1 protein-coding gene is annotated in these 732 nt (G+C 38.0%); it reads left to right on the top strand.

What is annotated here, in order from left to right; all coding sequences use genetic code 11:
- A partial coding sequence (locus tag IV513_RS15590; RefSeq protein ID WP_209391468.1) for an IS3 family transposase occupies positions 1-715 on the top strand: 715 nt, incomplete at its 5' end.
- Between the last annotated feature and the right edge of the window lie 17 nt (positions 716-732).

Below are 732 nucleotides of genomic sequence, written 5' to 3'. Positions count from 1 at the left end.
GTTGCGGAACTTAGGATTCAGGTGGAACCATAAACGTGTTTACAGAATTTATACTTCGATGAAACTTAATCTAAGAAACAAACGCAAGAAACGTCTTCCGGCAAGGATCAAAGAGCCACTTTTACGTCCGATTTATCCCAATATCACGTGGAGTATGGACTTTATGAACGATACGCTTGAAAACGGAAAAAGCGTGAGAAGTCTGAATATTATTGATGACTTTAACAGAGAGGTTTTAAACATCAGCATAGATACAAGTTTGCCTTCTGCAAGGGTTATTGCTGAGTTGGGAAGGCTCATAGAATGGCGAGGGAAACCCGAGAAAATCAGAGTGGACAATGGTCCGGAGTTTATTGCGGAAAAACTGAAAAACTGGTGTAAAAGCCAGAACATAGAACTGCATTTTATTCAACCGGGAAAACCTACCCAAAACTCACTCATTGAAAGGTTTAACAGAACTTTTCGGACAGAATTTTTAAATGTTCATCTATTTGAAAGCATAAAAGAGATGAGAAATTATGCAGAAATCTGGATGTGGATGTACAACAACGAAAGGCCGCATAGTGCTTTGCAGTACTTATCACCAAGGGGCTTTTTGTTGAAATATGGAAAAATCAGCCTCAGCAATCCAGCAGATTTTCCCACATTCCAACGAAATTTTTACAACAACAACAAAACAATATTAACAAAAAACTCTATTTTTGAGTGTGCCTAAATATGGGAAGATTACAC

The sequence above is a fragment of the Chryseobacterium sp. RR2-3-20 genome (assembly GCF_017808115.1).
Lineage (GTDB): Bacteria > Bacteroidota > Bacteroidia > Flavobacteriales > Weeksellaceae > Chryseobacterium > Chryseobacterium oryzae.
The sequence above is the reverse complement of the archived record's forward strand: the minus strand, read 5'-3'. Positions and strand labels throughout refer to the sequence as shown.